Raw genomic sequence first — 24684 nt, 5'->3', positions numbered from 1 at the left:
TTTCATAGAAAAAGGAACCCCTCAAATTGGAGTTCCTAAAGTGATTTATTGTGCCATTGTTAATTTGGCAAACGCTTCTGGTCGCATAATTTTCCCATCGAGGTATTTGTCCAAGATAAGTAAATGTCTGCGCTTATGTCTGCTGATTCGGTCTTTCCAAACGTGTTGTAAATGGAAGTCCTTTTTAACAAGAGTTGCATATCCTTCTTCGAAATTAGCAAGTAAGATTGGTGTTTTACCTGCACCGACTTGTTCCATGTTGTCGTCAAAAACAATTGGGATGTCGAACAACTCTTGAATGAATGCTTTAGTAACATCTTGTTTACGTAAAATTAATGGATAACCTTCGTTGTCATTCATTTTCGTAAGATGTTTAAATGTTTCACTGTGCATTACCCAAACTGCATTATTTAAATATTCAGGATTAACACTTAAAAGGACATCATAAAGTTCTTCGAAATCCATTGTTGTTTTAGATTTAGAAGTAATATTTGTAATTGGATTAGTTGTCGATGTTATAATGCCTTCTAAACTATTTTTGTTATCACCGAATAGAATGTGATAATCAATTGCTTTGCTTAATCGACGTCCCAATAATTCAGAAGAATATGCTAAAACGTTCATACCAGCATCATTTACAACTTTATCTGAAAGTTCAACTGCGGTACCAACACGTTTTTGGTCTAAACGCACTTTGCTCTTCATTGAAAAATCGTTTATGTTAATGTTATCCAATTCGCCAACGAAACCAGCTGTACCAAGTGTGCTTTCACGTAGAAGGTCTAAAAATCCGCTTACGGTTTCATATTGTTTTGTACGGGAAAACAGGTTTCCTTCATGATGGAGAATTTTTACGATATGTTCCGAGACAACGGTTGGAACTAAATACGCCCCAGTTTGTGGATTTTGTTGTAAAGTACGCACTTCATCATTCATTTCGCCTTTCATAAGCGATTCAATTGCTCGATGTTCTGTGCTTGGTTCATTGGATGTTTTTTCAGGGATTTCAACGATATGACGTTGTTCGTCCTCGGTGGAAACTTCAATTTGCGCTTCAATTTCTTTAAGTTGTTCCGATAAATCACGCATTTCCGCTTTTTCAAATTCGTCTAAATCACGTTTTCTTTGTTCCGCTTTTAACTGTTTACCTTGCTTGATAATTTCTAAACGCTCGTTTTTAAGTTCCGTTAAATTCATTTTATTTATATCCTCTCTGATATTAATTTCTTCCATAATTTCTAATGAGCGGGCTTCGATAGATGATTGAACATAAGCAGGAAAACGAACTGCGGATATTTCTGTTAGTTCAAGTTCATGTACAACACGCTCGTAAATTCCATTTGTGCCTTTGGTAACTTTATCTTTTAACGTTCGGAAACCAAATGACATTTTTTTTACGATTCCATCTTTGATAAGTTCAAAGGCATCTTGTCCCCAAGTTGTTTTGCTGATGGTTGCTTCCATGTAAAGACCACGCTCATCTTCACGGAGAACCAATTTTCCGCTTTGTGTATCTGCTAAGATTTTTTTGTTGTCATGCTCATATAAAAAATCAATATTTTCGGCACGTTCAAGGGCACGTTTAAATGCACCAGAGCGGATCTGCTCGATAAACTTTGTTTTTCTGCCGAGTGTTTGTGACCAAGTGCCTGTTTTATTTACATAACCTGAAACAAATAAAGACCCGTCGGCATTTTGTTGAACACCGTCGAGTCTCACATTTCTAAGTTCTATTTGGTTTTTCTGATTCTGCATTAGGTTTGTCCTCCGTTGTTATATTTTGTCCAAGATTGAAAACTGTTTTTTCCCCAGTTTTCGTATTCATTGCAACTTTTCCGAGTCCCATTAATAAATCGTCGCCACCAGTTACTTTGTCATAACCAAGTTTTTGACGTACTTCATTAATTGTTAAAATTGCACCATTTACACCTGTTACAAACGATTCAATACGCTCTTTCTCAGTCGCTCGTGACAGTTCTTCGACATCAAATTCAAAGAAATACTCTTCGTCCTGCTCTGTTTCATCAAGCAATGAAAGATTTAACCCGTCTTCAAATGCGTTAATAATAGGAGCAAGGGTATGTTTTAATAAGTGCAAATTGTTTTGTTCAATCGAATTATATTTGTTTGCTGCGGTTGTAATTAAAGATTCAGGTACACCGAACAAATTACAAATTTCACTTTTTGTATTTTTTCTAGATTCGTTTAATTGCATATCTGCTGGTGAATGTTGTAATGGTTTATAATCCATACCTTCTTCTAAAATAGGCGTTTTGGCGTTGTTGCTTGAACCACTGTACAAGTCATTCCAAGCATCTTTCAATCGGTCAATTGAAATTTGAGACAAACGAGCATTTGTCTTTAATATCCCTGATGGAAATGCTCCACGTTCGTAAATACCATTCACGAATTGTGCTTCATGTAATGCTTGACGGAAAATTTCTTTGCCCGTTTTCAATAAACCAATACCTTTAAAACCATCTTCGGAATCTTTTAATACCCGTAGCACTTTATCTTCACTTAAAGTTTCAGGAGCATTTTGGGTTTGTGTTCCGTCTCCGTCAGATGTTATATCAAACTTTGCACCAATTGGTTTGTAACCAGATTTAATTGTTCGGATATTCATATTGCTTTTAGGCAAATAATACAATTCCTCGACATCAAATCCGAAATCATCCTCATTTATTTTTTCGATTGAAGAATATCCTCCACCGTGTAATAAATAATCTCGTACCAATTGTTTTTTATATTGATATGCTCCAGTATGTTTGTTTGGGCGTGTATTCAACAATTTCACACGGTTATCGTCCTCGATTTCTGTGCGACTGCCGTCTTTGTTCCGTTTGTATAGATAAACAGGCATCTGTGCAATTGCACCTGAGAGCAAATCAAGGCATTGTCCGACAACTGGTAATTTAATAATTTTTTCGGCTGTTGGATAAATCGAATTGTTGTATTCTTTAAATACGTCATTAAAATTGGTATATAACTGTGTTTCCAGTTCTTGATTTCGCTTCTCTAATTCCTGTGTTTGCATCGTGGCTTGTTGTAATTCGTTTTCAACATTTGTTCGTTGCGTCTCAAGTTCTTGTGCATGTGATTCCAATTCTTGAGTACGCATTGTTAATTCTTGCGTTCGTACTTCTAAATCATCTGCACGTTGTTTATGTTCAGACGCTTTTAAAATATCACTGAGTGCCATTAAAATATCCTCCTTGTAAAATAGAAAAACCACAGGCGTATTGATCCTGTGGTAATCGTTTATCAATATTGGAAAAGGCACGATAAATTCATGCCTTTTGAATAACGATAAATTTAGTACATTGATTCTCGAGTTCGTCAAACAAACTATGACCGATATGAGCCGTAACGGAATGAAAGGTTCCGTTATATACGATGTTATAGATAACACCAAGCACACCATCAAAAATAAGAACTGTGGAATGGAGGAGTTCATAGATAAAGTGATGGTGTGTTTGCTATCATCTATTTATTCCACCATTTTTTTACCCACGATAATGAAATGGGTGATTGATTGATTTTGATTAATCGTCGATTCATTCGCTTTAGCACTTCTTTTTGTGTTAACTTATGTTGTTTACCTTTGTTATCGTAGTATCTAAAAGACTTTGCTTCTTGTAATTCTAAAGTACGTAAAATTTCATAGTATCTTTTTTCACCGATATGTTGAATCAGTGATTCGTCTAACATTGCCATTAGGCATCACCTCTGTTGTTAATTATTAAGAAAGGAGTCCACCTTCAAAATTAATCAAAGATGGAATGAACATGGGAAAGTTACATATCGTAACCGCCCTCATAATATATATACGTGGCAATTAGGTGGATAAAGAGTAAATCAGAATTTATTTTTTTGAAATTAAGAGAACCGAGTTTTCGGCACTCCATTATGAATGTGCTTTAAGCAATTGTAATAACGGGTCTGCTTCTTCCTCTTTAGCTTGAATTTGCATACCTGCAAGTTGGGCTCTTGAAGATGGTGACATTCCCAATTGAGTGGATAATGATTTAAATTGACTCAAATATGCCATTTTGGTTTTAACTGTTGGATGTTCTTTAATAACATCTTTTCCATACTTATCTTTTTGTTTGATTCTAAGCCCTTCAGCATTGATAATATCGTCACATTGACGGATTTTACTCATAGCATCTGCTGTTTGTTCAAGTAGAGGAATGTCGAGGTTCGTTAATACGCCACTGATTTCTAATTCCTTAACTAAATATTTATAATACGCTTTTGCGAGTGAGTCGAGATAGTCAGGGACAGTTTGCAACTTATCCGTGTTTCCCATCAATCGCTTTTCCTGTTCCTGACGAGCTTTCAATTCTTTAGATGATTCTGAGCGTCCTTGTTTTAAAGACGCAGGTTTTCTTGGTCGTGCCATAATATCTACTCCTTTTATAATTTTAGACCGCTTTGACGTTTAGGGAGATTTGGTGTAAGAGAAGGTACAATTGGTCCTCTGCTCTTCTTAATTTTTTTTCCTAAAAGATAACGGGGGAATATAATTGTATTAGATGGATAATTGAATATTAATATTCAACTTTTCAACCCATCAATTGTTTCTTCAAATGCCTTACCTTCGTGCCACTTGTTGTATATGCTTAATGGCATTGCATATTTATCATCTTTGTACAATTGTGCATGTGATTTTAACAATAAATGACGTTCCATCATCTTTTCAATTTCTGTAGGTTTTGTCCCAACTGGACGTTTTACATCAACAACTTTGAGATGACTTACATCAATTTCAATATCCGTATTATGTGGTTCGTGTTTATTCAATCCGAAATACGATTTCAATTTCCCTTGTATACGTGGATTGATGATTGGTTCGTAAATTACCACACAATAATGCAAACCATACGCTTCACCAACTTCTTGCAACACTTTCTTCCGTAAAAAGAATTTCGCTTTATCGATGATGGAACTTTCGATCCGCTTTTTTATCATCGGAACGATTTCTTTTTGAAATCTTTCACGGAGTATTGTTTTATACGCTGTATCAATTGCTTCTTGTGCTCGTTCTCCAAGACGCTTTCGATAACCACCAACACCGTTATCTGCAAAATCGTAATAAATTTTCTTTGCGACTTTTTTGTAATACGTCGGATATATTTCGCCTGTTTCCATATCACATTTCCGATTTCCGATTTCGCTATCATCCCATACTGGTATTTCCATAGGTGGAACAATGATGTTGTTATCGTTAAAGAACTCCATGTAATTTTTCACAACTCCACGAGAAGTGGATTGAATTAGATTTTTTTGCAATGCCCAATGAGTCAATTCTTCTTGCACTGGAACAATTTTTTTCTCCAATATGGATTTCAATAAAAACTTAATCATTTCAATATCTTTTCTTCCAATGTCACATCCCAAAATTTCAAGAAATTCTTCATCTGCTTTTTGTTGTGATGATGGTTCTTTAGGTGTTAATGCATAAATCATCGGCTTCTTCTTGATTTCAATATTGAAATCTTGTTCCAATTTTTTTATATATTTTGGTTTGCTATTTTTAAATGTTTGTTGTTTAACGTGTAGAACTTCTTCGCATAATTCAAGAACAGAGTATTCTTTGGTTGTCATTTTGTCTTAATCCTCTCATTTTATTTGTAAAGTACCTCTAACTTGCCATCGTAATAGTATATATATAAGATGGCACTTTCTAGGTACTTTAGCGCTTTTGTGTTATTTCAATTAAATCTCTTTCGAATTTGAATGTATTTTCAAATATAAATACCTTGTATCGTGGTAATTTTTTATTTGGTTTTGTTTCATATACATGTCCTCTTTTTGCTAATTCTTCCGCTACCCATTTGGTGAAAATATCTTTTTTCATTTAAATCACTCCTTGTGGTTTGAATATAGATATTCAATTTTTTTATCGTTTCAAGAGTCACGCTCTATAACCTTCTAATATATATACGTAACTTGCATGTGACGAAAATATTTTTTGAATGTACAACCATTATATTAAAGAATTTTCCGATGTAAACTTGGCACACACATTTTGTTGGGATCATTTTTCTCTTCATTATATCGAACTAAAGAACACCAAAAACAACAACATAATTTGTACGCCAGTACAAATTAACGTGAAAAAAGTGTAAGCTTTTTTTGCGTTGTGTTTCAAGGTACTTCATTTATATGGTGATTATATTAGATATTTGAAAACACGATGCCACAGGCAAGCTGTGACATCACCTTCGTGCTATGCACTCAGGTATTGCTGTTTTTTTTGATTTTCACATTTTTTGTATGGTTGAATTCCAGCGTTATTTTCTCTTGTCAGTAGATTTCTAGAGTCATATAATGAAATTAATATTTTACCAATATATGGTAGTTAGGAGGTGAAGCGAATGAAACGACAAAACATCCATTCAGCAATCGGAGCACTGACGACACTGTTTTACGTGCATCAGGACACAGAAATGGGGATTAGGACTCTAGAGTCCTTTATCGAGAATGGGTTATTAAATGATAAGAGATTACTAGCGGAAATATTTGAAGAAACAAGATGTTGTGACTTGATTCATGTAATAAAGTTGTTCGACATGCCAGCCGCTGAACGAATAGAAAATATCTTGAAGGGTGTTTAATCCCAAGGTCATTCGAGATGACCTTCAACATCGTTACTGGCGATGTTAGATTTCAACTCGGACAAATTGTCGGAGTTGGTTTTACCAATGAGAGGGGAAATACAAATGAAGAGAAAAGAACCTGTAAAGGTTGTATACAAATACTCGTTGTTCCAATATCTTGTGAAAAATGATTGCCAGTTCCTATATTCCACACGCAATCGAAGTAAACCAGAATGGCAATGTTACATGTTCCTACACGATGAAAGGTTAGACCAAGCTTTAGACAAATATCCGAATGAAAGATATATTCATGGCGAAAAAACCAGTAGATTTTGAACGAATAACAACGATCCTATTATTCGTGTCGGTCATAATAATGATGGCTATGTTCGCTATGACCGTGTGGGACGATTTGTTTCATAAGGATGATGAAACGATAAGGCAGGAACAAGAACGTGAAGCTCGACGGCAACAACGAGAAGAATTTATTAAAAATATGAAGTGAAAGGGTATATATACTGTACACACCCTTTTGTTATTCCAAATGTATATACATTATATAGAGGTTCGGAACAATATTCCGAACCTTCAAGGATAGTCACATTGTGACCACCGTTAAAGGGGGCTCACATTATGAGCCTCCTTTTATTATTTCAAGGGTACATATATTACATGTATCCTTCAAGGGGCTAAACATTGTTTACACCCTTTTACTGTAAAGGAAATTTACAGTTGAAAAGGGTACTCATATTGTGAGTATCCTTTATTGTTTCAAAGGAGGCCTCAAATTGAGAAACCCTTTAAGGAGGTCGTGTTTCACGACTCCCTTTTAACTGTGAAAAAAATTCACAGCTGAATTTCAAATGTGACAAAATGCCCAAGTTCAATTGTATTTTTTTACAACCAGAGTACCAAATGTGAATTATATTCACATTTCAACCTGGGTTTCAGACGCCCAGGTTGGTATCAACATTAATGATACAAGGTAGTAATGCAGTTACTACCTTCAAGGCGGTAAACACTTTACCTCCTGTATATTTATTCAACTAGATAACCTGTTTACCTAGTAACCAAATTACTAGGTTGGGTACGTCGTGCTCACGACAACCAAAACTAGCAAAGTAGCTTTATATAAATGAAAATGAAAGAAAAATAAAAAAATAAAAAAAATTCTCACTAGGAATATTGCTTTTTTTCACTATAATAAGGTAGATTGATAATGTAATAAAAAAAAACATGGAGGTGCCTAACAATGGTTGGATTTATTGTAAAATGTAATCAATGCAATTGCAAAATTAGTAATATTGACGATGTAAAAGACCCTCAAAATTGGGACAAGTTAAACGCAGATTTGGCTAAAGTAACAGATGGATTTTTTGGTGAGGAAGTTGAAGTTAAAGGTTTTGAGGACATGGAAGGTTTATCAAGACTCCACCTTCTTTGTCGCCACTGCCAAGACGAAAACTTTATCAGTACAATCAAAACTGCATGGAATAACTTGAAATCAAAAGCAAAATAATTACATATTTTTTCAATTGGAAAATAAAAGAACAGTGCACAAAAAATGTGCGCTGTTCTTTTTATTATGAATTATAACTAAATCCATACCTGCTTTTTATCGTTCGAAAACTATTATACAATTTGAAGTTAATACACTTTTCCATTATGACGAATTTCCACATTATCTCGTACTTCTAATAATTCTGGTTGTGCTTCTTTCATTTTTTCAATTAAATCAAATTTCTCTGCCAGACAAAAGATTTGTCTATTCGACTGAGAAACTTGTAAAAAATTATAAAAATCAACACTTTCTATTGTGGGCAATGTTACAAACTGATTTTCTACAGCTATGAGATCTGAGTGGAAACTTCTTTCTACCATTACCAAAATTAAATTAGATGATAAAGGCAGCACAATCTCTATACCTTCTGAAGCAATTCCACCATAACTCATAAGCTTATCTTCTTTATGAGCATGTCTTACTACTGGATTATCCGATGTATAAAACGGTTGTTCTGTATTATTTATACATACAAACCAACAGTGCTTGTGTAGATGCTTAGCTATTGGTTCAACCTTTTCTTTATCAAATAGCATTGAAACTTGCATGATCCTTTTGTTTATTTCTGGTGCTTTAACTTGAACCTTACCATCTTCATAATCAGAAAAGTTCTTTTTCAGAATATCATCTGCTAACAACTGAGCGAGTTTATTTTCTAGTGCCCCCATATTTTCTCGATATTGCTTTGTCCTTAACATCTGAACAGCAATTAAATAAGATAAATGACCTTTTTCTTCTCCTGTTATTGCTGTTTTCCCTTCTGGCTTAACAGTCATAACATATCTTGTACGAATTTGATTTAAATATCTTTTATAAGGCCCTTCAATCTTTTCTGCAAAATGTTTTTCTATCAACTGCTCTTCATTCATCTTTTCAACTTCTGGAATACTAACACCTTCTGGCAAAGGCAGGTCAAAATATTTTCCTTCGGCAGCAACTTTATCCACTTTGCTTATATAATACGTTTTCTTTACTTTGTCATAAACAAAAAGCTGCTCTTTCTTATTTGCAAATGCTCTTAAATATGATTGTGGAACATAATGTTCATTTTTGACTCTTCCCATCCAAAAACCTCCAATGATTTTTTCAGCCAATAAGATGATTTCATAATTTTATTATACCAATTTAAAATTCCACCGTAATGCAATTAGCTTCATTAATGTGAAATTGATAAAAAAGACATTGAATGTATTGTTCAATGTCTTCTAAGTAATTAAGTTCATTTAATAAAAGGATCTGGTAATTCACTAGAGTTTCGATTTAAATAATCAATATTTAAAGGTATATCCACCATGTGCTTTTGAAGTATAAAATATGTTACCATCCTTTTAATTAATTCCGTATAAAAAGATAAAGATGATTTATCTATTTTTTCAAAAGGCGAACCATGAGTAAGATGATTTCTGATGTTTACGATATTTGAAACCAATTTTTCCATATCTACTTCTTCTGCTAGCATTTCAAGTTGTTCTTTAAAAGATGAATTTTGAATTAATTGAAGTAATAGCACTTTAAACCCTTTCCTGTTACTAAATTTAAAGGCCTCTATTAAATTTTCTTTATAATTTTCATCTAAATCCATACCTTCAATTAATTCTCTATAAGTTTTACTTTTTGCACGCCTTTCTGTGTTTCCATATATATCTGTATTCACATTTTCTCTAGATATCATCTCTAGACACCGTGCATAAGTTAGATACCGTTCTTCTATTAACGGCTTAGTTCTTAAAACACCAACATAATTAAACCAAACATCAAAATTTTTTAAAGTTAGTGGCGCAACAAAAATATTATAAAATTCAGTATCATTTAGCTCTTTGTCTATTCGATAATTCATATTATTCATTTTCACTTCATTTATCCGATTTTGATTACGCTGATAAATTTTATATAAATATTGACCTTCATGATTTACAATATAATGGGCGTATGAAACATACTTGTCTATTAAAAAAGAAAAAATAGCAGACATTTTAAAATATATTTCATTAACCAATTCTAAATCCATGAAAGATTCACTTTTTAACTGAACCTTTAAAAAAGTTTCCGAAATCTTAGTATTCAAATCACTTTTATGCGTTTCTCCTTCAGAAATAATTAAATCAAGTTTTTGTCCTTTGTAATTCAAACTTGAATTATAACTAAAATCTTTCCCCACAAACCATGTATTTACTTTTGGGAATATGGCGGTTATATTATGAAATTCAAGTTCCTCATATCTTTTAATATCATTTTCCACATAAATATCTATACCATAGCGTACAAGGTTATCATTTTTCACTTTGATTATTTTACAATTAAAACAACTAATTACTTTGCCATTATGTAATGTACAATTAAATGTTTTAGGCGAATAAAATTGCAATAATTCTATTTGATTTTCCACTGTATCAACTAAAAATTCTAGGTATTTCTCGTCTTCATCAAAATTCAGGTAACCAATGAAACTTTCATTTTTATATGATATTTCTACAACCTGACGAACTGCTTTCAATAAGCTTCCCCCCTAAATTATTCTGTTGTTATTCAATTATATCATTTTAAATATTGTTGTTAAAATCCCTTGTAGAGTATCAATCAAATATGTATAATTGTGTTAATAGAGTTATCGGAAAAGTTGATTTATCAACAATTATACATATAATGATGCCCCATATTCACTTCCAAACCTTGACAGGGTGGAGGTCGTGAGTTCGAGCCTCTCCGGGGTCATAAAAAAAGAGAAACCATATCAACCTTCTACGTGATATGGTTTCTCTTTTTTATCTAAGCTAATTACTTCCCACCAAACATCTTCTCCAAAGACTTCGCATTAGCAAACAATACTTCTTTCAAGTTATCATCTGCAACGATTTTATAGTCGCCATCTTTGTTTTTCTTTAAGTTCAATGTAACTTCGCGAGTTGCCATGATTGCATCTTTATCTGATAAGTGTTTGACGATTGCAGATGTCATCGTTTTTTCGATTGCTTTTTCAGATTGTTCTTTGTCTTCACTAAAGGCGCTAGCGAAAGCCATTGGCATAACTTCTCCCACTGCTTTTGTTACAGCAACGGATAGATCTGCAGATGTAATTTTCACTTTCACTTCTGCTTTGTCATCCTTTTTCGATACTTCTTCTGGCTTTTCAAATTTAAAGTTTTTCGTAATTGCACTCAGCATTGCTTTTGCCTCAGCATCATCTGTCTTTTCATTTAGTTTATTAAATTCTTTGTCACTCTCAACAAATGTACGAGCCTTTTCTACATCACCTTTTTGTATCGCAGTTAAAAATTCTTCTGTTGTATCTTTCGGGTTTGCACACCTTGCTAAAACACCTACTGTTAATCCTACTACCATCATTAACAGCAATAATTTTTGTATCTTTTGCACGCTCATTCTCCTCTTATCTTTTCTAGTAAGTCAGCATTATACAATAGTATGAAACTGACATTACAAACATTTTTTAGTATAGCATTTATATGATTCACTTTCTATTCATTCCCAAAAGATAAAGAGCCTTGCAGCATTCCTACAAGGCCCTCCTCCATCAATCCGTATCCGTAGCACAAATGAGCCACATTTTACGCTCCTTACTATCTAACACCATCCAAGTAACATCCCACGCAACATCGTAAAACCAATCTGTCCAAGGGCGATAGCTTTCGAACACTTTAATATCTTCGTATCGGTCTTGGAACATATATTGGCATACATTGACTGCTAATTGCTTTGCGATAACTGGTCGTTCCTTAAATCCTTCATATGCTCCGCCCCACAAAATTTGAGCGGCAATGCTACCATCAAGCATGACTGCCAGGTGCTCTTTAAAACGAAACTTATATTTTTCTGACGTATGTATTTTTAACTCTTCTAAGTTATGCATTATATCTAAAGAGTTGAAGATTCTTCTAAAGAAGTGCTCGTATCCCTCTTTCGAATGTGGTATTTCTTTGAAAAAATTTTCGTTATGTACTTTAAAACAGCTTATTATTGCGCCACCATTTACGTTTTGTTCCTTAAACGTGTTTATAAGTTGCTCAACAGATGCGTCATTCGTTTCTATTTTTTCAAATGTTCCCTCTTTCCATCTCATAACGCCCACTACTCTCTATTAAAAATTTGTTTCTTCATTATAAAGTGAAACTTTAATTAGTGGGGGTTTTCTTCATCCCCCACTGATTATCAGCCCTCACCAATCGGACTTTTATGGGCAGTTGATCCCCCGCCTAACTTCTTTGCTTTCGCTGCATTTTGAGGTGGGGGTCTTACTGCCCATTAAAGCGGGATAAATAGCAAAATAAAAACCAGCAACTTTAAGATTGCTAGCTTATCTCTTATTCATATTTGAAAAAACAATAACAATTGCTCCAAGCACATAATGCCCCACTACCATCCACATACTCCGATCCAAGATCATAAGCGATAACCAAAGCGATAGATTAATAGCAGCAAATAATACGTATAAAATAAAGTCTCTCTTTTGTAGTGCTTCTCTATTCATCAAAATATAAATCGCACCGATTGGCGGAAGGATGAAGCAAAGGAAAAAAACAAACATTTTTCTTAACGACCATGGATATGAAGTTACTGTCTGCATATGAGTCTCCTTTTCACTTTATAGTACATGTAACATCGTTCTTACTACTCTATATTCTTCACTATAAGGCTCCTTTATGATTAAGGGTGGGTGAGAATTTCCCTCTTCTTCTATCATTATGAATACTTCTGTTTTTTCTTGTAATGTGTTGGATTCACTGTTTTTCGTAGGCTTTTTACTTGTTTCGATTTTCTTTGTTACTTCTCCGAGCCTTTGTCCAACTTTTTCAGCTTCGGCAGGTTCATTCGTAACGTAGTATTCCTGACCCTCCCATACTAAGATAGGTGGCACTGGTTCTCGTTTATTACATATTATATAAGTAATACTAGCTATAAGTAGTAGGCATGTTAATAAAAAGAAGATAGTTTTTTTGTTCATATAGTATGCTCCCTATCTATCATTTTATTAAATTATATAATATCTATTATATGTAGTAAATGGATATCGTGGGAATTTTCGGATTTTATACTATAAAGAAAAACCTTACTCAAGTAAGGTTCATTCTATAGTGACTGATTTATTAAAACGATCATTACAATGATCGCTATAAACATAACGACTAAACAGCCGATCATTTTATAAAAGCCTCTTTTCGTTAACGTCCCACCTTGAACGTCTTTCCGAATAAATAAGAATACGGCTAAAAATAATACAAGTCCAATGCCAAAAGCATACATCATTTGCATATGTTAATCTTCCTTTCTCTCTTCCATCTTAATATCTTTTCGATAAAACAACAAATGAGATAAAAACTGTACTCATCGTAAGTGCCATTAGTATGTTCAATAGTTCAGTAGCAGATAGTGTAATTATTTTTAAGTTTAAGCCGAAAGAGAAAAGAAGATAATACGCTGCTAATGCAAAAAAGCTGAAGAACATTCCTTTATAACGAATAAGTTTCATTCGCTCATCTTTTTCTTTAAATTGTGGGTGTAAGTAACTTAAGCAGAAACACATAATCATCATCGCAAGTACTGTATACGTTGGAGCCGGTGGTGCGGAATGCGTCATTATACCTGTTAATATCATAAATCCACTCATGAATAGAAAAATAATTCCCATGATAACGAAGTACTTTTGTGAATAGTTCATCTTTATTCCCCCTCTTCTTTTCCTTCATAAATAAATACATGTTCTATCGTTGTCTGAAATGTTTTCGCTATTTCAAATGCTAACGGAAGTGATGGATCGTATTTTCCCTTTTCAATTGAAATGATGGTTTGTCTGGAAACTCCAAGTTTCTCAGCCAATTTTTCTTGAGATAGTCCAAATTTTTTTCGGTATTCGACCATTTTATTTTCCAAGGAAATTTCTCCCTCCTCCCTTATAGCGAGTATAAATGTAAAGTGAGCTTTACGTCAAGTTTCCTTTACAATCGTTTTGTTCATTTTTCGGTCTATTTATATAGAAGAAACTTTTTCATTTTCAGCACGTCTATTTTGAAATAAAACGCGGAACACTGTAAATAACCGTTACTATATCTCCTCCTCTCTTTTTTAAAAATTTAATATCTCCCTATTTGTTTTATCCTTTTAAAATATTTCATTTATCTCTTTATTCCACGAAATGTGTTACCCGTTTTACGGTGTTTTTCGTCATATTTATAGAAACTAACTGTTTATGAAGCATTTTGTATGTTTAGCAACTTTTTTTGTAGAAATCCTTCACTTTCCTTTCGATATTTAACACTATCTAAATAAAGTTTACGATAAATTCATAATTTTTTATTTTTTATACTATATTCCGTTATATTGTTGTATAATATCAATGAAAGCGCTTATTATTTCAATATACATAATTCGAACTTATTTTTATCGAAACATTCTAACTATTATACTTATATTTACATGCAACAATTTTAGTTATTCGTATAGGTATACCAAATATATCCACCCTATTTTTCTGTAAAATTACTTTATAACATGAAAGATTAACTTGGGTGATAAGTTATTGTGAATGTTTTTTTACAAAACAGATAAGTAATAGTGTTTGGTATTATGTAAATTATTGTAATAACATAAGAGTAAAGAAAACATTTACATTGATTATTGGTTCATCAATTATTGAAAAGAGCAAAATGCACCTTTTTGTATGGAAAAAGGATTATATGCATTGGGAGGTTTAAACAAATGACGAGGAAGAATACAACGACAAACCCTTGGGCCAAGTTCCACGGTCCGAACCTTGGTTATGTTATTGAGCAGTATGATCTTTACGTAACTAGAGCAGGTTCTGTTGATCCGGAATTACAAGAGCTTTTTGAAATTTTTGGAGCTCCTTCGTTTCAAGATGATGTCGTAACAGGGGACAACACAGCAACACATTTTTCTCCTCAAAACACAGGGAACATTGAAAAAATTCTTAAAGTCGTTCAGCTTGTTGAACAGATTCGTTCTTTCGGGCATACGTTGGCTCACATCAATCCGATGGAAGATGCTGCAAATGGACAATCTCTTCTTGAAAAAGCAATGAACGAATTGAGCGATGCTGACTTGAAAGCGATTCCAGCAAAGACAGTATGGCAAGATGCACCAGAAGGTATTCACACTGCACTTGATGTAATTCATAGATTAAAAGACGTTTATACAAAATCTTTAGCTTATGAATTTTCTCATATACAAGATAGTGAAGAACGCACGTGGTTGCATCAAATGGTGGAATCAAATTCATTGCGTCAACCACTATCAAATAAAAAACGAACTGCTCTGTTAAAACGTTTAACAGCTGTTGAAGGTTTCGAGCAATTCTTGCATAAAACATTCGTTGGGCAAAAGCGTTTCTCTATCGAGGGCGTTGATATGATTGTACCTGTTCTAGATGAAATTGTACTAGAAGGTGCTAAAAGCGGCGTAGAAGATGTCATGATTGGTATGGCTCACCGCGGTCGTCTAAGCGTACTTGCACACGTATTAGAAAAACCATATAGTCACATGTTTGCTGAGTTCAAACATGCAAAAATAGAAGGCGCAGTGGCTAACTCTGGCTGGACTGGCGACGTAAAATACCATTTAGGTAGAGAACAAGTCGTTAGTAACGAAGAAGTTAGTACTCGCGTTACATTAGCAAATAACCCGAGTCACCTTGAGTTCGTTAACCCTGTTGTGGAAGGTTTCGCACGTGCGGCTCAAGAGAATCGTAAAAAATCTGGTCTTCCAGAACAAGATACTTCAAAATCATTCGTAATTTTAGTTCATGGTGATGCTGCATTCCCTGGTCAAGGTATTGTATCTGAAACGTTGAACTTAAGCAGATTGAACGCGTATCAAACAGGTGGAACAATCCATGTTATCGCAAACAATGCAGTTGGTTTTACGACTGATAGTTATGATTCTCGTTCTACGAAATATTCAAGTGACCTTGCAAAAGGTTTCGATATTCCGATTGTTCACGTGAACGCTGATGATCCAGAAGCTTGTCTTGCTGCTGCTAACCTTGCGATTCAATATCGTACATTGTTCAAAAAAGATTTCTTAATCGATTTAATTGGTTACCGCCGCTACGGTCATAACGAAATGGATGATCCAGCAGTTACGCAGCCACAAGTATACAAAAAGATTAAAAACCACCCAACTGTAAGAGCGATTTATGCAGATCAATTACAATCTGCTGGTGTTCTAAATGCAGATGAGGTTGAAACAATTACACAGTTTATACAAGAGCAATTAAAATCTGACTATGCACAAGTACCACCAGCTGATACGAGCGATGCAACAATTCATGTTAAAGTACCAGATGTTGTTGCAAAAGGCATTCAGCCAATTGATACTGGTGTTGAGCTTGACTCACTTCGCGCAATTAATGAAGGGTTATTATCTTGGCCTGAAGGATTTAACGTATATCCGAAGGTGAAGAAAATTCTTGAGCGCCGTAAAGATGCTCTTGAAGAGAACGGTAAAATTGAATGGGCACTTGCTGAGTCATTAGCATTCGCTTCTATTTTACAAGAAGGTACGCCAATTCGTTTAACTGGTCAAGATTCACAGCGTGGTACATTCGCGCACCGTCATATCGTATTACACGATACTGATACAAATGAAACATATTCACCATTGCATCGCTTACCAAACATCAATGCTTCATTCTCTGTTCATAACAGTCCATTATCAGAAGCTGCTGTTGTTGGTTACGAGTATGGTTATAACGTATTCGCTCCAGAAACTCTTGTTATGTGGGAAGCTCAATATGGTGACTTCTCAAATACTGCGCAAGCATTATTTGATCAATATGTTTCAGCAGGAAGAGCAAAATGGGGTCAAAAATCTGGTTTAGTTCTTCTATTACCACACGGTTATGAAGGTCAAGGACCAGAGCACTCTAGCGCACGTCCAGAGCGTTTCTTACAGTTAGCTGCTGAGAATAACTGGACAGTTGCAAACTTAACGAGTGCGGCACAATACTTCCATATTTTACGTCGTCAAGCATCTATCTTAGGAACAGAAGCTGTTCGACCATTAGTATTGATGACGCCGAAGAGTTTACTACGTCACCCACTGACGCTTTCAACTGCTAGCCAGTTAAGCGAAGGACGTTTCCAACCTGCTCTAGAACAAGAAAATCTTGGTACAAAACCAACTAAAGTAAAACGTCTTGTTTTAAGCACAGGTAAAATGGCGATTGACTTAGCAGCAGAAATTGAGTCTGGTAAACATGAGTATAACTTAGATGAAGTTCATGTCGTTCGTATTGAACAGCTGTACCCATTCCCTGCTGAGAAAGTTCAATCTATTATTAAACGCTTTAAAAACTTAGAAGAAATTATTTGGGTTCAAGAAGAACCTCGTAATATGGGCGCATGGCATTACATGGCTCCAATTCTGTTCGAACTTGCTGGAGATAAAGTGAAAACAGGTTACATTGGACGCCCGGATCGCTCTAGCCCCTCTGGCGGCGATCCATTCGCTCACAAAGCTGAGCAAGAACTAATTGTTGCACACGCTTTAGATGTGAAGTATAACTTCCGTCAAGATAAACAAGAAATTGAAGTTTTCAGCAACTGAAAGTAACAATGAAGGTTTCTAGCTTGCTCCCCAGGCAGATACTCTGCCCGGGGGCGGGCTAACAAATGGAGATTACCGAAGACAAAAGAAGAAAAAACACACCGTTAGGCAAATAAGGGGAGGACATTTAAAATGATCGAAATTAAAGTACCTGAGCTTGCAGAATCTATTACTGAAGGAACTATCTCACAATGGCTTATCAACGTAGGCGACAAAGTTGAGAAAGGTGGCAGCGTTGTTGAGCTTGAAACTGATAAAGTCAATGTAGAAATCATTGCAGAAGATTCAGGTATTGTATCGAAGTTACTAGGCGAACCTGGGGATACAGTTGAAGTTGGCGCAACTATCGCAATTTTAGATGCAAACGGAGCACCAGTTGCAGTAAGTACACCTGCACCGGCTGCCGAGCAACCAAAACAAGAAACAACTGAAGCACCGAAAGCTGCGGCTCCAACTAATGAGCAAGCTGCAACTCTACAAGGTTTACCAAATACGAACCGTCCGATCGCATCACCAGCTGCTAGAAAAATGGCTCGTGAATTAGGAATCGACTTAAATGACGTACGTAGCACAGATCCACTTGGACGTGTGAGACCACACGATGTACAAGCTCATGCTGCAGCACCAAAAGAAGCACCAGCTGCTCCAAAAAGTCCAGCTCCTGCTCCAGTTGCAAAAACGGAATTCGAAAAACCAGTTGAGCGCGTGAAAATGTCCCGCCGCCGTCAAACAATTGCAAAACGCCTTGTAGAAGTTCAACAAACATCTGCAATGTTAACAACATTTAACGAAGTTGATATGACTGCAATCATGGAATTACGTAAAGAGCGTAAAGATGCTTTCGAGAAAAAACATGATGTACGTCTTGGCTTCATGTCATTCTTCACAAAAGCAGTTGTTGCAGCATTAAAACAATTCCCATTATTAAATGCTGAAATTCAAGGCGACGAGCTTATCATTAAAAAATTCTATGATATCGGTATTGCAGTAGCAGCTCCAGATGGATTAGTTGTACCAGTTGTACGCGATGCTAACCAATTAAACTTCGCTGAAATCGAAAGCGAAATTCGTAATTTAGGTATGAAAGCACGTGACAACAAACTTTCATTAAAAGAACTACAAGGTGGTACATTCACAATTACAAACGGTGGTGTGTTCGGTTCTCTAATGTCAACACCGATCCTAAATAGTCCACAAGTTGGTATTTTAGGAATGCACAAAATCCAAGTACGTCCAGTTGCAATTGATGCAGAACGTATGGAAAACCGTCCAATGATGTATATCGCTTTATCTTACGATCACCGTATTGTTGATGGTAAAGAAGCAGTTAGCTTCCTTGTTGCTGTTAAAGATATGCTTGAAGATCCAAAATCATTATTATTAGAAGGTTGATAGATTAATAATCTATTAAAGGCTGTAGAATGAATCATTCTACAGCCTTTTTTTATTGCGTTCATACGGGACAAATTCCATAACATAAGCTAATAATGTATGCCTAAAACGTAAGGAGGATTAAAATGAATAACCTTCCAATTGATGCAAAACTTAAAGTAAATAAGGATACTTTTTTCCTCCCCGATTCAAACGGGGGTGTCTATTTTCGAAATAACGCCAGTTCATTTCGTATGGACGGTGATGGAATTTACAACTGGATTGAAAAATTAATGCCCATGTTTAGCGGTAATTACTCTTTAGCAGAAATAACCGACGGTCTCCCTCTCCCCTATCAAAATCGTGTATTTGAAATCGGAGAGATTTTATATGAAAATGGTTTCGTTCGAGATGTAAGTCAAGATGCACCTCATGAATTAAATAGCGCCTTACTTGATAGATACGCTTCACAAATTGAATTTTTAGAAGCTGATTCTCATTCAGGCGCTCTAAAATTCGAAACGTATCGCGGGGCAAACGTCCTTATCATTGGTTCTGGAGATATGCTTACTTCCTTAGTTGCTTCTTTATTAGAATCAGGATTACCTACCTTTCATTACCTTGTTACAGATTATGAGGAAACAAATTACGACCGCATTCATGAGCTAGTAGAACTTGCATATGAAGTTGATGATACTGTACTTGTTCAAGAAATTGATACGACAATTGATCGTCCCCTACATGAAGTGTTCGAGCCTTTCGACTGGATTTTGTACGTTTCTCAAAATGGAGATATTGAAGGTTTAAGAGCAGTTCACACGATTTGTAGAGAAATAGGAAAGAACTTCATACCAGCCGTCTGTTTATCAGCACTTGGTATAGCTGGTCCTATCGTAACAGCTACTCATGAAGAATGCTGGGAATCCGCATGGCACCGGCTACATGAAACGACTTTACAAAATGAACATTCATCAGCATCATTTTCACCACTTCCATCTGCAATGTTAGCAAATATAATTGTATTTGAATTACTTAAGCATGTCGCTGATGATTCTTACCGAGAAAAAGAACCACAATTCTTTTTATTAAATTACGAAACACTCGAAGGAGCATGGCATCCTTTTATAAAACATCCTCTCGCAACTGATGAAAGTTTTACAATTGATACGATAGAAAATCTTTCTGAACAACTTGAGCATCGGTCCAACCAACATACTTCAACTGATTTATTCCGCTTTTTCGACTCATTAACTTCTAAAGAAGCTGGTTTATTCCATGTATGGGATGAACAAGATTTATATCAATTACCGTTATCACAATGCAATATTCAAGTAGCTACTCCACTATCAGATGGTCCTGCTTCCCTCCTGCCTCTTATGACTTGCGGAGGTTTAACTCATAATGAAGCACGCCGAGAAGCTGGTTTAGCAGGAATTGAAACATATATAGCAGAAATTATGCACCGCCTTATTCCAGAACATAATGATATCGGTATTGGCGCTGGAGAAACGATGACAGAAGGTGTATACCGGGCGCTACAACAACATTTAAATAACAAATTGTATGAGCGACAATCACATATGCTAGAAGAAATTACGACGGTCGACTTAACCGAAATTCATGATAAACATTGTAGATTTTATTACGATGCTCTCGCTACAATTCATGAAACACCTAAAATAGCAGTAAGTGAAGAGATTCTCAGCTTTCCAGTCGTTTGGATCGGTATAAATGATCGATGGTACGGCGCATCTAATATTAATACAACGTTAGCGTTACGAAACGCACTACAACTATCCCTTCTTCATATTCAAAATGAAGAGACTCCATACCGAGCTAATATCTTGCCGGAATCCTCTATTATTTTATATGACACGGATTCTTTTAGGTTAGAAATACAAGCGGAAGAAGAAATTCCGAGCACACAATCTGTACAGCTTGCCTTGCAACATTTAGAAGAACATAATTTTTATCCATTCGTGTTTGATTTAGCTATTGAATCATTTTTGAAAGAGAACTTAGATGGTGTGTACGGAGTATTAATTGCAAAGGAGGACAGTCTATGACTCAAAATATATTGCTTATAGGAGATGGCTTACTTGCAAACTATGTACATGATCAACTATGCAAACAATATTCTATCATTCGTCAACATAGCCTTACAGAAGAACTCCCTGAACATATTCATCTCGCTCTCGTACTACATGATGGCTCTCCTTCTTCTCTTCATCATGATGCTGAGCTAATGTTTCGATCGAATCATATTCCATGGCTACGTGCATTCACTTCATTTGGTGAAGGTATTATCGGTCCTTACATTCATCCTCTTGCAACTGGCTGTTCCAACTGCTCTGATGGACGTCGGTTTATCGCTGGCTTTGATCAACAGGAAATGTGGGAACTACAGCGGAAATATGCGTTAAAGGCAGATAATGTCACAAGACGTGATGTACGTGCCACCCAAAATGGCATGTTACAAATGTGCCATCTTATTCGTGCAGAAACAGAGAAAATATTAACTCATCACCATTCTTCTTTAGAAAACGAACTCATTTTACTAAATTTACAAACACTGCAATGTACGCGGCATTCTTTTCTTCCCGATCCGCTCTGCCCTGTATGTAGCAATTTGCCTGACGATACGGCAGATGCCGCAGCAATTTCGTTACAACCGAGCTTAAAAACAAGCGAAGCAACGTATCGCTGTCGTTCCATTCATGAACTAAACACATTTTTAACGAGAGATTATTTAGATTATCGGGTCGGTATGTTAAACGGAAAAATGCAGCATTCTTTATTACCATTTGCTGACGTTATTATCAACATGCCATTAATGTTTGGAAATGAAGGTGTTGCAGGCCGAACTCATTCATTTGCAATGAGTGAAGCGACTGCTATTTTAGAAGGTTTAGAACGATATTGTGGTATGTCACCTCGAGGAAAAAAGACAAATGTACACGGCAGTTTTCGTGAGTTAGAGGATCATGCACTGAATCCCCTCTCACTCGGTGTACATACAAATGAACATTATAATCGGAATAGTTTTCCGTTTAAACCGTTTGATCCTGACTATGAACAAAACTGGGTATGGGGCTACTCTTTATTACAAAACCGGCCGATTTTAATTCCTGAATCAATCGCTTATTATAGCCTCGGTCATCGAGATGCTTACGTATATGAAACATCAAATGGATGTGCTATTGGTGGTAGTTTAGAAGAAGCAATTTTTCACGGCATTTTAGAAATTGTAGAGCGTGACGCCTTTTTGCTCACTTGGTATGCCGAATTACCTCTCCCCCGCCTTGATCTTAGTTCAGCAAATGATACAGAATTACAATTAATGATTCAGCGGCTATACACGATTACCGGCTATGAATTGCATGCCTTTAACGCAACGATGGAACACGGCATCCCAAGCTTATGGGTAATCGCGAAAAATACGCGTGAAAATGGAATGAACGTCGTTTGTGCGGGAGGCTCTCATTTAGACCCTGTCCGCGCTTTAAAGAGTGCCATCCATGAAATAGCAGGCATGTTACTAATAACAGACGATGAACTCGAACAAAAAAGAGAGCACTACGAAAACTGCTTACAAGATCCTTATCTTGTAAACAAAATGGAAGACCATAGTATGCTGTACGGATTGAAAGAAGCGGAAGAACGTCTTCTCTTCCTTTTACGTGACGATGCACCGGTGCAAACGTTCCAAGAAATGAACGGGTTACAATCATTTGATCTAGATTTAACATCCGATCTTCATCAACTTTTAAACCGCCTAGAACAAGCTGGACTTGAAGTAATCGTTGTAGATCAAACAGTACCTCTTATAGAAAAAAACGGATTACATTGTGTAAAAGTCATTGTTCCAGGCATGCTACCGATGACGTTCGGTCACCATCTCACTCGTGTTACAGGGCTAGATAGAGTGTATACCGTACCCATGACGCTTGGATATAGTGCTGAGCCTTTAACGAATGAACAATTAAATCCACATCCGCACCCGTTTCCATAGTAAAGGAGGGGATTCTATGCAGCTGGGTACTTTTTTACATCATCTCCATTTTTCTATAGACGAAATTATGCCGAACAATGAAGTGGACTGGGAGGATGCACCACTTCATTATAAACTATATCGAAACGTACCTGTCATCCCTCTCCCTTTAGAAATACCATTGTCTTTACCTAACTCTTCTACTACACCTACTTTGAAGGAGATTGGTCATTACCTTTGGGCCTCATTTGGTTTAACACAATTATGTCAGCTAAATAGCGAGAAAATTTTATTCCGAAGATCTATCCCTTCAGGCGGCGCTTTATATCCAAATGAATTGTATATATATTTAAAGATTGATGACTATCCAGACGGTATTTACCATTACGACGCTGCGCACCACCGACTTATTTTACTTCGCGAAGGAAATTTCGATTCTTATCTTTCGGAAGCACTCGGCAATCGTTGTAACATACAGTCTTGTTTTGGTGCTGCATTCGTATCCACTATGTTTTGGAAAAACTTCTTTAAATACAATAATTTTTCATATCGTCTTCAAGGACTAGATAGTGGTGTTCTCATCGGTCAATTACTTGCATGTGCCAAACAATTCGGTTACACAAATGGCGTATATTTTCAGTTTCTAGACCGTGCAATCAATCATTTACTCGGACTGTCAGAAGGCGAAGAAAGTGTGTATGCCATTGTTCCTTTAAGTACAGAACCGCAAAATGATTGGTTTCACAATGGTGATCATGATACTAACACGGTTACTTCTCATGAATTACTGCAGCAATTTCCGCCGTTAGCACACGAACATTTCGTTCGATCACAGCAAGTAGATAAACATCCTATGATAACAAAAATAAATGAAGCTTCTATGATCGAATCGACAGCACACTTCCAAACACTACATCATGAAGAGCACTATCAACATCATGCGCACGCTGTACAGTTGCCGAAAGTAGAGCGATTATCGTATGATTTCTTACAACTTTGTAAAGAACGATATTCCCCTGACGCTGACTTTACTTTAACGAAATGGGATGCAGCAGAGCTCGCTACTTTACTACAAGAAGCGAGCCTCTCCTTCCCTTATTACAACGATCTTGATGGTCAGTATGTAAATGAAAATGCACGAGTCTCCTTATATGGATGTTTTTATAACGTAAAAGATATAGAAAACGGCGCTTATTCTTATAACAGTAAATCACATTCCATACAGCCACTTCGATATGGAGACCTTCGTTATCCCCTTCAATCCAGTATGACAATGGATAACGTAAATCTTTTTCAAGTACCACTTTGCCTACATGTGGTCGGAAAGAAAGATTACTATACACGTGCATTAGGCTATAGAGGATACCGTATTCACCAAATGGAAGCTGGTATACTCGTTCATAAACTCGTTTTCGCCGCAACCGCGATGGGAATGGGCGGGCATCCATTACTAAGTTTTGATACAAATTCATGTGATCAGTTGTACGGGATAGATGTGGAAAATGAAACGTCTCTCATTCAAATTCCTGTTGGAGCGTATCGGGCGCGGAATTGGCTAAAAGGGGATTTACGTAATTAGA

23 protein-coding genes are annotated in these 24684 nt (G+C 35.9%); 8 read left to right on the top strand and 15 right to left on the bottom strand.

The features are described from left to right. Nucleotides 1-45: 45 nt before the first annotated feature. From PDL00_RS21710 to PDL00_RS21685, 6 genes are all read right to left on the bottom strand, one after another. Nucleotides 46-1755: a phage major capsid protein gene (locus tag PDL00_RS21710; protein WP_270731133.1), complete on the bottom strand. Its 1710-nt coding sequence runs from the start codon at nucleotides 1753-1755 to the stop codon at nucleotides 46-48. Then, on the bottom strand, nucleotides 1724-3202 hold the full coding sequence (locus PDL00_RS21705; RefSeq protein ID WP_270731130.1) for a phage portal protein: 1479 nt from the start codon (nucleotides 3200-3202) through the stop codon (nucleotides 1724-1726). The genes PDL00_RS21710 and PDL00_RS21705 overlap by 32 nt, the downstream gene beginning before the upstream one ends. 284 nt (nucleotides 3203-3486) lie before the next feature. After that, nucleotides 3487-3717 carry a hypothetical protein gene (locus PDL00_RS21700; protein ID WP_270731128.1) on the bottom strand — a complete coding sequence of 77 codons (231 nt, stop codon included), beginning with the start codon at nucleotides 3715-3717 and terminating at the stop codon, nucleotides 3487-3489. A 190-nt stretch (nucleotides 3718-3907) separates the two neighbouring features. After that, nucleotides 3908-4405 carry a phage terminase small subunit P27 family gene (locus PDL00_RS21695; protein ID WP_270731126.1) on the bottom strand — a complete coding sequence of 166 codons (498 nt, stop codon included), beginning with the start codon at nucleotides 4403-4405 and terminating at the stop codon, nucleotides 3908-3910. Nucleotides 4406-4560: 155 nt separating this feature from the next. After that, nucleotides 4561-5610: a hypothetical protein gene (locus tag PDL00_RS21690; RefSeq protein ID WP_270731124.1), complete on the bottom strand. Its 1050-nt coding sequence runs from the start codon at nucleotides 5608-5610 to the stop codon at nucleotides 4561-4563. Nucleotides 5611-5698: 88 nt separating this feature from the next. Beyond that, entirely contained in the window at nucleotides 5699-5863 is a 165-nt protein-coding gene (locus PDL00_RS21685) for a hypothetical protein (protein ID WP_270731122.1), read from the bottom strand. Between the two features lie 520 nt (nucleotides 5864-6383). Here PDL00_RS21685 and PDL00_RS21680 point away from each other — a divergent pair. The 3 genes from PDL00_RS21680 (at nucleotide 6384) to PDL00_RS21670 (ending at nucleotide 8124) form a co-directional block, all read left to right on the top strand. Then, nucleotides 6384-6623, top strand: a complete 240-nt coding sequence (locus PDL00_RS21680; RefSeq protein WP_270731120.1) for a hypothetical protein — start codon at nucleotides 6384-6386, stop codon at nucleotides 6621-6623. Nucleotides 6624-6915: 292 nt separating this feature from the next. After that, entirely contained in the window at nucleotides 6916-7110 is a 195-nt protein-coding gene (locus tag PDL00_RS21675; protein WP_270731119.1) for a hypothetical protein, read from the top strand. Nucleotides 7111-7857: 747 nt separating this feature from the next. Further along, nucleotides 7858-8124: a hypothetical protein gene (locus PDL00_RS21670; RefSeq protein WP_270731117.1), complete on the top strand. Its 267-nt coding sequence runs from the start codon at nucleotides 7858-7860 to the stop codon at nucleotides 8122-8124. Nucleotides 8125-8252: 128 nt separating this feature from the next. Here the strand turns inward: PDL00_RS21670 and PDL00_RS21665 are convergent, their stop codons facing one another. From PDL00_RS21665 to PDL00_RS21625, 9 genes are all read right to left on the bottom strand, one after another. Continuing rightward, entirely contained in the window at nucleotides 8253-9230 is a 978-nt protein-coding gene (locus PDL00_RS21665) for a DUF4238 domain-containing protein (RefSeq protein WP_270731115.1), read from the bottom strand. Nucleotides 9231-9385: 155 nt separating this feature from the next. Beyond that, the gene (locus tag PDL00_RS21660) at nucleotides 9386-10660 is read right to left on the bottom strand and encodes a HEPN domain-containing protein (RefSeq protein ID WP_270731113.1); all 1275 of its coding nucleotides are present in this window, start codon (nucleotides 10658-10660) and stop codon (nucleotides 9386-9388) included. A gap of 281 nt (nucleotides 10661-10941) precedes the next feature. Then, entirely contained in the window at nucleotides 10942-11538 is a 597-nt protein-coding gene (locus PDL00_RS21655) for a hypothetical protein (protein WP_270731111.1), read from the bottom strand. A gap of 157 nt (nucleotides 11539-11695) precedes the next feature. Then, a complete protein-coding gene (locus PDL00_RS21650; RefSeq protein WP_270731109.1) occupies nucleotides 11696-12241 on the bottom strand; it encodes a hypothetical protein in 546 nt (181 codons plus the stop codon). Between the two features lie 234 nt (nucleotides 12242-12475). Further along, nucleotides 12476-12745, bottom strand: a complete 270-nt coding sequence (locus PDL00_RS21645) for a hypothetical protein (RefSeq protein ID WP_242257198.1) — start codon at nucleotides 12743-12745, stop codon at nucleotides 12476-12478. Nucleotides 12746-12763: 18 nt separating this feature from the next. Further along, entirely contained in the window at nucleotides 12764-13123 is a 360-nt protein-coding gene (locus PDL00_RS21640; protein ID WP_270731107.1) for a hypothetical protein, read from the bottom strand. Nucleotides 13124-13248: 125 nt separating this feature from the next. Next, a complete protein-coding gene (locus PDL00_RS21635; protein ID WP_001178300.1) occupies nucleotides 13249-13431 on the bottom strand; it encodes a DUF3976 domain-containing protein in 183 nt (60 codons plus the stop codon). A gap of 28 nt (nucleotides 13432-13459) precedes the next feature. Beyond that, complete coding sequence (locus PDL00_RS21630) at nucleotides 13460-13837, bottom strand: hypothetical protein (protein WP_048545076.1); 378 nt, start codon at nucleotides 13835-13837, stop codon at nucleotides 13460-13462. A gap of 2 nt (nucleotides 13838-13839) precedes the next feature. Beyond that, a complete protein-coding gene (locus tag PDL00_RS21625; protein WP_000428506.1) occupies nucleotides 13840-14049 on the bottom strand; it encodes a helix-turn-helix transcriptional regulator in 210 nt (69 codons plus the stop codon). Nucleotides 14050-14874: 825 nt separating this feature from the next. Between PDL00_RS21625 and odhA the strand changes: the two genes are divergently transcribed. From odhA to PDL00_RS21600, 5 genes are all read left to right on the top strand, one after another. After that, entirely contained in the window at nucleotides 14875-17742 is a 2868-nt protein-coding gene (gene odhA, locus PDL00_RS21620; protein ID WP_270731104.1) for a 2-oxoglutarate dehydrogenase E1 component, read from the top strand. Nucleotides 17743-17874: 132 nt separating this feature from the next. Continuing rightward, nucleotides 17875-19134 (top strand): 2-oxoglutarate dehydrogenase complex dihydrolipoyllysine-residue succinyltransferase, encoded by a 1260-nt coding sequence (odhB, locus tag PDL00_RS21615; protein ID WP_270731102.1) that lies wholly within the window; start codon nucleotides 17875-17877, stop codon nucleotides 19132-19134. Between the two features lie 125 nt (nucleotides 19135-19259). Then, nucleotides 19260-21179 (top strand): putative thiazole-containing bacteriocin maturation protein, encoded by a 1920-nt coding sequence (locus PDL00_RS21610; RefSeq protein ID WP_270731100.1) that lies wholly within the window; start codon nucleotides 19260-19262, stop codon nucleotides 21177-21179. Continuing rightward, nucleotides 21176-23125, top strand: a complete 1950-nt coding sequence (locus PDL00_RS21605) for a TOMM precursor leader peptide-binding protein (protein WP_270731098.1) — start codon at nucleotides 21176-21178, stop codon at nucleotides 23123-23125. Before PDL00_RS21610 ends, PDL00_RS21605 begins: the two co-directional genes overlap by 4 nt. 16 nt (nucleotides 23126-23141) lie before the next feature. Continuing rightward, nucleotides 23142-24683: a SagB family peptide dehydrogenase gene (locus PDL00_RS21600; protein WP_270731096.1), complete on the top strand. Its 1542-nt coding sequence runs from the start codon at nucleotides 23142-23144 to the stop codon at nucleotides 24681-24683. Nucleotide 24684 lies beyond the last annotated feature (1 nt).

Origin of the sequence: Bacillus cereus group sp. TH152-1LC (assembly GCF_027710505.1) — a bacterium.
Lineage (GTDB): Bacteria > Bacillota > Bacilli > Bacillales > Bacillaceae_G > Bacillus_A > Bacillus_A mobilis.
The sequence above is the reverse complement of the archived record's forward strand: the minus strand, read 5'-3'. Positions and strand labels throughout refer to the sequence as shown.

Coding starts and splice junctions, on each gene's coding strand:
- PDL00_RS21710 (WP_270731133.1), bottom strand. CDS start 1,755: ATGCAGAATCAGAAAAACCAAATAGAACTTAGAAATGTGAGACTCGAC.
- PDL00_RS21705 (WP_270731130.1), bottom strand. CDS start 3,202: ATGGCACTCAGTGATATTTTAAAAGCGTCTGAACATAAACAACGTGCA.
- PDL00_RS21700 (WP_270731128.1), bottom strand. CDS start 3,717: ATGGCAATGTTAGACGAATCACTGATTCAACATATCGGTGAAAAAAGA.
- PDL00_RS21695 (WP_270731126.1), bottom strand. CDS start 4,405: ATGGCACGACCAAGAAAACCTGCGTCTTTAAAACAAGGACGCTCAGAA.
- PDL00_RS21690 (WP_270731124.1), bottom strand. CDS start 5,610: ATGACAACCAAAGAATACTCTGTTCTTGAATTATGCGAAGAAGTTCTA.
- PDL00_RS21685 (WP_270731122.1), bottom strand. CDS start 5,863: ATGAAAAAAGATATTTTCACCAAATGGGTAGCGGAAGAATTAGCAAAA.
- PDL00_RS21680 (WP_270731120.1), top strand. CDS start 6,384: ATGAAACGACAAAACATCCATTCAGCAATCGGAGCACTGACGACACTG.
- PDL00_RS21675 (WP_270731119.1), top strand. CDS start 6,916: ATGGCGAAAAAACCAGTAGATTTTGAACGAATAACAACGATCCTATTA.
- PDL00_RS21670 (WP_270731117.1), top strand. CDS start 7,858: ATGGTTGGATTTATTGTAAAATGTAATCAATGCAATTGCAAAATTAGT.
- PDL00_RS21665 (WP_270731115.1), bottom strand. CDS start 9,230: ATGGGAAGAGTCAAAAATGAACATTATGTTCCACAATCATATTTAAGA.
- PDL00_RS21650 (WP_270731109.1), bottom strand. CDS start 12,241: ATGAGATGGAAAGAGGGAACATTTGAAAAAATAGAAACGAATGACGCA.
- PDL00_RS21645 (WP_242257198.1), bottom strand. CDS start 12,745: ATGCAGACAGTAACTTCATATCCATGGTCGTTAAGAAAAATGTTTGTT.
- PDL00_RS21640 (WP_270731107.1), bottom strand. CDS start 13,123: ATGAACAAAAAAACTATCTTCTTTTTATTAACATGCCTACTACTTATA.
- PDL00_RS21635 (WP_001178300.1), bottom strand. CDS start 13,431: ATGCAAATGATGTATGCTTTTGGCATTGGACTTGTATTATTTTTAGCC.
- PDL00_RS21630 (WP_048545076.1), bottom strand. CDS start 13,837: ATGAACTATTCACAAAAGTACTTCGTTATCATGGGAATTATTTTTCTA.
- odhA (WP_270731104.1), top strand. CDS start 14,875: ATGACGAGGAAGAATACAACGACAAACCCTTGGGCCAAGTTCCACGGT.
- odhB (WP_270731102.1), top strand. CDS start 17,875: ATGATCGAAATTAAAGTACCTGAGCTTGCAGAATCTATTACTGAAGGA.
- PDL00_RS21610 (WP_270731100.1), top strand. CDS start 19,260: ATGAATAACCTTCCAATTGATGCAAAACTTAAAGTAAATAAGGATACT.
- PDL00_RS21605 (WP_270731098.1), top strand. CDS start 21,176: ATGACTCAAAATATATTGCTTATAGGAGATGGCTTACTTGCAAACTAT.
- PDL00_RS21600 (WP_270731096.1), top strand. CDS start 23,142: ATGCAGCTGGGTACTTTTTTACATCATCTCCATTTTTCTATAGACGAA.